Below are 4,937 nucleotides of genomic sequence, written 5' to 3' on the forward strand. Positions count from 1 at the left end.
TAGCATGAAATTGATTATCCCGATCTTAATATTACTCACCTTATACACCACAGCTCAAACGGTTGCTGCACCATCAGTAACCGTTTTGACTGTTGATAGCCAGCGTTTTAATGATAAGACTGAAAGCTGGAGCCAGAAGGAACTCAGCCTGGCCAATACCGCGAAAGACTGCCCCTACCTCAGCATTGAAGAGCAACAAATTATTTTTTACATGAACCTCATTCGTATGGATGGCGAAAAGTTCTTCAAGACCTATTTTAAAACATTCGTTAAAGCGCATAATGAGCGAATGAAGCAATACAGTAATTACAACGAGTTGAAAATTAATGAATACGACCGCTATTACCGGGGCTTGGAAATGGACTTGAAAAAGGTGAAAAATTATGGCCTATTCTATCCAGATGAGACCTTAACTTATGTTGCCCTGCAGCATGGCAAAGAGATGAACCGCAAAAATAGCGCTGGTCATGCTTCTGCTGACGGCCGTAGTCCACAGGATAGGATCTCAAAATATTACCCCAATCGGGCAATGGCAGAAAACCTGGCCTTTGGGTTTGCTAAAGGGCTAGACAATGTATGTATGTTGTTATTAGACAAAGGGGTACCAGATTTAGGACACCGGAAAAACATTTTGAATAACACCAGTGGCCTGAACATTGTAGGGGTAAGTATTCAGCGACATCCAGCATACAAATACTGCGCAACAATAGATTTTGTTGGCATTCCGGATCTAAAAATCTAAATTTGCGCAAAGTACACACATGCGCAAAGCCTTATTAAAGCTGATTGATTTCTTCTATCCTCCGTTTTCATCCTGGATGTCACTACACACTTTTCGCTATATTGCTTCTGGTGGTACAACCGCAGCAACTGGCATTGTGGTCTTCTATCTCGCTTACCACCTGGTATTACACGAACAAAATGTATATATAGGCTCGTTATTAATAACTGCGCACTCAGCAGCTTTATTTATTGAATCTATCATTACGTTCTTAATTGGTTTTATCCTTAATAAATACATTGTATTTACAAAATCAAACTTAAAAGGCCGAATACAACTGTTTCGTTATGGTTCCGTTGTTTTGACTAATATTCTGTTAAATTATGCTTTCATTAAGCTATTGGTTGAAGCATTTAGTTTTTATCCCACTGTTGCTAAAATTATAATTACGGCTATTCTGGCTTTATTGAGCTATTTCTCACAGAAGCATTTTTCTTTTAAAGTAAAAAGTTAAGCATATTTCTTTTTATTTAATTTCATCTGTAAAACTGCAATTTTATCCTGAACTTCCTTTAACCAAAACTGGGCTTTCTCAATTTCTGCTAATGTACTTTGTATTTCTTCTGTAGTATCCTGACGATCAGTCCTTCCAAAATCGAGGATGACACTATTTCGTACCTTATAAAAGCTGGCGAGCATGCAAAGGTGTTCCAGGTTAAGCGACCTGCTTCCTCGCTCTAATTTGCTATATTCCTTCACATTTAAGCCTAGAAGCGTGGCCACCGCCTCCTGATCATATCCGTGGGTTTCTCTTAAAAGCACCAGTGACTCTGCTACTTGCTGTATACTATTTAAGTTTTTCATGTAATTCAATGAGTTTAGCTTGTTCAGAAATAATCAATTCGTGGTAATTTGCAAGTTTATCCTGCGCAAGTTTGTATTGCTCCTCCAGATAATCAGCTTCAGGGTCAACATTATCGAGTAACGCTTCACAGTTTACGTTTAAAGCATCAGCAATTTCTTGCAGGCGTGGAATGCTCACAACGTAAACGCCTTTCTCCATTTTGGTATAGGTGTTGGTATTTACATTGATGATACTCGCGAGATTGCCCCTCCCCAGCCCCCTCTTCATCCTCAGGGCTGCAATTTTTGATAAAATCATTTTCATATTTGTTAGGTTTTGGTCGTTAGGTGCTCAAAAAAATAATCGTATTTCTGAATAACCAAAGTAGAGAAATTATTTAATAAAAGAAAATAATTAATATTTCAGGACATTAATTTTATATCAATTATAAATACTTCTTTATATAGGAATAAACGCAATAAATTTGCCGTTCCACTCAGAAATATTTGATTAACTTTACTTGAGAAGGTATCTAAACAAAACTAAATAAGCTGATAAATGAGCAATTTTAATGACTTCAACAATGTACAGGTTGCCAAACTGCCAAAGCATTTAAGGCAATTTATTGTAGATCAGCACTATGAAAAATACACCCCCATTGACCAGGCGGTGTGGCGTTATGTAATGCGGCAGAATTACAGTTACCTTAAAAAAGTAGCATATTACCCTTATATCAAAGGGCTCAATCGTGCCGGTTTAAGCATAGAGCGTATTCCAGATTTGCAAACCATGAATAACAACCTGGGTAAGTTAGGCTGGGGTGCTGTTACCGTAGACGGCTTTATTCCACCTGCAGCTTTTATGGAATACCAAGCCTATAGGGTATTGGTTATTGCAGCGGATATCCGCCAGATCAACCATATAGAATATACACCAGCACCAGACATTATCCATGAATCTGCCGGTCATGCACCTATCATTGCTGACCCGGATTATAACAATTACCTCAGCTATATAGGATCCATTGGCGCAAAAGCCATGTTTTCGGCACAGGATTTTGAATTATATGAAGCTATTCGCCACCTTTCCATTTTAAAAGAAGCGGTGGTGGCCAATGAGGCAGAAATAGAGAAAGCAGAAGCCAACTTACGAAAACTGGCAGATAACCTTGGCGAACCCTCAGAGATGGCACTCTTAAGCCGGCTACACTGGTGGACCGTAGAGTATGGTTTAATAGGCAGTCTTGAAGATCCCAAAATATATGGTGCAGGTTTGCTATCTTCTATTGGAGAAAGTGCCAGCTGCCGTAACCCGGAGGTTAAGAAAATCCCTTACACCATAGACACCATCAACTATAATTACGACATCACTAAACCGCAGCCTTACCTGTTTGTAACGCCAACTTTTCAAAACCTGATCGATGTACTGGAGCAATTTGCCGATACCATGGCCTTTAGACGTGGGGGTGCAGAAAGTGTGCAGAAAGCAATAGCATGTAAAAATGTAGCCACAGCAGTTTACAGTTCCGGCTTGCAGGTGTCTGGCGTTTTTGCAGACATAGGTCTTGACCTCAGCAATAAACTTACTTACCTGAAAACTTCTGGCGGTACAGCATTGGCTTTTGAGCTTAAACAGCTCGAAGGACACAGCAAATTTTACCATAAGGACGGTTTTTCATCACCGGTAGGAAAGCTGAAAGGCATAGAAAAACCACTGGAAGAACTAAGCCTTGAAGAATTAAAAGCACTGGGGATTAAGGAAAATGAAAAAGCAGACTTCACTTTTGAAAGTGGCATTCATGTTATTGGCCATGTGAAGACTATTATACAGCGCGAAGGCAAGAACATGTTAATGGTTCTGGAAAACGCAACCGTTAGGGAAAGCTCAGGTAATGTACTTTTCCAACCCGAATGGGGAACTTACGACATGGCCATTGGTGAAAAGATTATTTCTGTTTTTAATGGCGCTGCCGATAAGGAGGCTTTTGAAGAAATCACATATGTGAGTCAAAAGCAAACAGGAAAAATTGAATACGACGAGCAAACTCTATTTTTGCACCAGCTGTATGCTAAAGTAAGGGCGATAAGAGAATCTGGGGAGAGTGATGAAGAGTTACCCGCTATATTTGAATTTCTTAAAAATGAATACCCTCAAGATTGGCTTTGCCCATTGGAGATGCTGGAAATTACTTACCACAGAAATATATTCTCTGAACTTGAAGCTACGTTGCGCAGCTATTTACAACAAAAGGCCGAAGCTGAGCCTGAACATACAAAACTAATTACAGACGGGTTATACGTAATTGAAAACCCGGTTACACAATTGATTACAGAAGAAGACTTATAAATGAATATTATACTTACCGGCGCCAGTAGTGGTGTAGGCTTTGAAGCCGCATTGGAATTTGCATTACGTACAGAAAACAAAATAGTTTGCATTGCCCGCTCAGCAGATAAGCTGAGAAAATTACTGGAAATTGCCAAAGGCATCAACCCTGATTGTACTTTACTACCCGTAGAATTCGATATCGTCAACGATGATTATGCAGCCCTGCTTCCATTTTTAAAGCAACAGTTAGGGCATGTTGATATTTTAATCAACAATGCCGGTGCCTTGATTAACAAACCTTTCATGGAAACTTCAGTACAGGATTTTGCAGAAATGCTGCAAACAAATGTGCTGGGTCATGTAAACATGATAAAGAACGTCATTCCCTTAATGCCAAATGGTGGTCATATTGTAAATATTGGCAGCATGGGTGGCTTTCAGGGAAGTGTAAAGTTTCCAGGACTGTCTGCCTATTCATCAAGTAAAGCAGCCCTGCATGCTTTAACAGAATGCCTGGCATTTGAACTTGCCGACAAAGGCATTAAAGTAAACTGCCTTGCCTTAGGCTCTGCACAAACAGAAATGCTTGAAAAAGCATTCCCAGGCTACCAGTCTCCAGTGTTGGCCTTTGAAATGGGTAAGTATATTGCAGATTTTGCACGTACCGGTCAGCAGTTTTTTAATGGAAAGATTATTCCTGTAGCGGTAAGCACCCCTTAAATTTGAGGGACTTACCATTTTTTTTATATCTTTAACATTATATGAAGAAAACTCTTACGTTTTTTAGTTTAGTGTTCTTATTCGCTTTACAAGGAAAATCACAGACCAATGTCCAGAATAAGTTTCAGGACAAGTTACAAAAGCTGGCACTGGAGTTGCCAGCACAGCAACCTGCAGCTACTGCATTGATCAGTTTTGCTAAAACATTAATAGGCATACCCTATCATTACGCTTCCAGCAATCCACAGAAAGGTTTTGATTGTTCAGGTTTTGTCAATTACGTTTTCAATAACTTTGGTGTAAAAGTACCGCGATCATCAAGCG

7 protein-coding genes are annotated in these 4,937 nt (G+C 39.6%); 5 read left to right on the top strand and 2 right to left on the bottom strand.

All coding sequences use genetic code 11. The features are described from left to right. Together ACR2F7_RS06080 and ACR2F7_RS06085 are read left to right on the top strand one after the other, a co-directional pair. The coding region (locus tag ACR2F7_RS06080; RefSeq protein ID WP_432712690.1) for a CAP domain-containing protein at window positions 1–742 on the top strand (742 nt) is incomplete at its 5' end. 19 nt (window positions 743–761) lie between these two features. Continuing rightward, entirely contained in the window at window positions 762–1,235 is a 474-nt protein-coding gene (locus ACR2F7_RS06085; RefSeq protein ID WP_432712691.1) for a GtrA family protein, read from the top strand. Here the strand turns inward: ACR2F7_RS06085 and ACR2F7_RS06090 are convergent. Both ACR2F7_RS06090 and ACR2F7_RS06095 read right to left on the bottom strand, forming a co-directional pair. Then, entirely contained in the window at window positions 1,232–1,585 is a 354-nt protein-coding gene (locus ACR2F7_RS06090; protein ID WP_432712692.1) for a helix-turn-helix domain-containing protein, read from the bottom strand. The genes ACR2F7_RS06085 and ACR2F7_RS06090 overlap by 4 nt on opposite strands. Beyond that, on the bottom strand, window positions 1,569–1,889 hold the full coding sequence (locus ACR2F7_RS06095; protein ID WP_432712693.1) for a helix-turn-helix domain-containing protein: 321 nt from the start codon (window positions 1,887–1,889) through the stop codon (window positions 1,569–1,571). Before ACR2F7_RS06095 ends, ACR2F7_RS06090 begins: the two co-directional genes overlap by 17 nt. A 234-nt stretch (window positions 1,890–2,123) precedes the next feature. Between ACR2F7_RS06095 and ACR2F7_RS06100 the strand changes: the two genes are divergently transcribed. The 3 genes from ACR2F7_RS06100 to ACR2F7_RS06110 form a co-directional block, all read left to right on the top strand. Further along, entirely contained in the window at window positions 2,124–3,911 is a 1,788-nt protein-coding gene (locus tag ACR2F7_RS06100; protein ID WP_432712694.1) for an aromatic amino acid hydroxylase, read from the top strand. After that, window positions 3,912–4,613 carry an SDR family NAD(P)-dependent oxidoreductase gene (locus ACR2F7_RS06105; RefSeq protein ID WP_432712695.1) on the top strand — a complete coding sequence of 234 codons (702 nt, stop codon included), beginning with the start codon at window positions 3,912–3,914 and terminating at the stop codon, window positions 4,611–4,613. 41 nt (window positions 4,614–4,654) lie between these two features. Then, window positions 4,655–4,937 (top strand): C40 family peptidase (locus ACR2F7_RS06110; protein ID WP_432712696.1); only part of this gene is annotated, 283 nt, incomplete at its 3' end.

It is taken from the genome of Pedobacter sp., from assembly GCF_045628745.1.
GTDB lineage: Bacteria > Bacteroidota > Bacteroidia > Sphingobacteriales > Sphingobacteriaceae > Pedobacter.